Raw genomic sequence first — 1492 nt, 5'->3', positions numbered from 1 at the left:
CCTCCCGAAGGAGGATGCGGGGTGCCCGTCTTCTGGGAACCACAAAGTGGACGCAAGCAATCTCTGACCACTCCTACCAGCCTTTACAACGGTATGAGTGTAGTGATTATCAAGTTATCGGCTTATTAGTACCGGTCAGCTCCGACAGTCTTTAGTCCTGTCTTCCACATCCGGCCTATCAACCCAGTCGTCTGGCTGGGAGCCTCTCCCCCGAAGGGATGGAAATCTCATCTCGAAGCCGGCTTCCCGCTTAGATGCTTTCAGCGGTTATCCGTTCCGAACGTAGCTAATCAGCGGTGCTCCTGGCGGAACAACTGACACACCAGAGGTTCGTCCATCCCGGTCCTCTCGTACTAGGGATAGATCTTCTCAAATTTCCTGCGCGCGCAGCGGATAGGGACCGAACTGTCTCACGACGTTCTAAACCCAGCTCGCGTACCGCTTTAATGGGCGAACAGCCCAACCCTTGGGACCTACTCCAGCCCCAGGATGCGACGAGCCGACATCGAGGTGCCAAACCATGCCGTCGATATGGACTCTTGGGCAAGATCAGCCTGTTATCCCCGAGGTACCTTTTATCCGTTGAGCGACAGCGCTTCCACAAGCCACTGCCGGATCACTAGTCCCGACTTTCGTCCCTGCTCGACTTGTCAGTCTCACAGTCAAGCTCCCTTGTGCACTTACACTCGCCACCTGATTGCCAACCAGGTTGAGGGAACCTTTGGGCGCCTCCGTTACTCTTTGGGAGGCAACCGCCCCAGTTAAACTACCCATCAGGCACTGTCCCTGAACCCGATTAGGGTCCGAAGTTAGATATCCAGAGTGACCAGAGTGGTATTTCAACAATGACTCCACGAACACTAGCGTGCCCACTTCAACGTCTCCCACCTATCCTACACAAGCCACACCGAACACCAATACCAAACTATAGTAAAGGTCACGGGGTCTTTCCGTCCTGCTGCGCGTAACGAGCATCTTTACTCGTAATGCAATTTCGCCGAGTTCGCGGTTGAGACAGCTGGGAAGTCGTTACGCCATTCGTGCAGGTCGGAACTTACCCGACAAGGAATTTCGCTACCTTAGGATGGTTATAGTTACCACCGCCGTTTACTGGGGCTTAAATTCTCAGCTTCGCCTTGCGGCTAACCGTTCCTCTTAACCTTCCAGCACCGGGCAGGCGTCAGTCCGTATACATCGTCTTGCGACTTAGCACGGACCTGTGTTTTTAGTAAACAGTCGCTTCCCACTGGTCTCTGCGGCCATCGAACGCTCCCGGAGCAAGTCCGTTCACGCCTCAGGCCCCCCTTCTCCCGAAGTTACGGGGGCATTTTGCCGAGTTCCTTAACCACGATTCTCTCGATCTCCTTAGTATTCTCTACCTGACCACCTGAGTCGGTTTGGGGTACGGGCAGCTAGAACCTCGCGTCGATGCTTTTCTTGGCAGCATAGGATCACCGATTTCGACTTGCGTCTACCCATCAGATCTCAGGCT

1 rRNA gene is annotated in these 1492 nt (G+C 54.4%); it reads right to left on the bottom strand.

The features are described from left to right. Positions 1-105 precede the first annotated feature (105 nt). A 23S ribosomal RNA gene (locus C5B93_RS16800) occupies positions 106-1492 on the bottom strand; the annotation flags it as partial.

Source organism: Rathayibacter sp. AY1A2 (genome assembly GCF_002930935.1).
GTDB lineage: Bacteria > Actinomycetota > Actinomycetes > Actinomycetales > Microbacteriaceae > Rathayibacter.
Note: the sequence above shows the minus strand (reverse complement) of the source record. Positions and strands in the feature narration are given on the sequence as shown.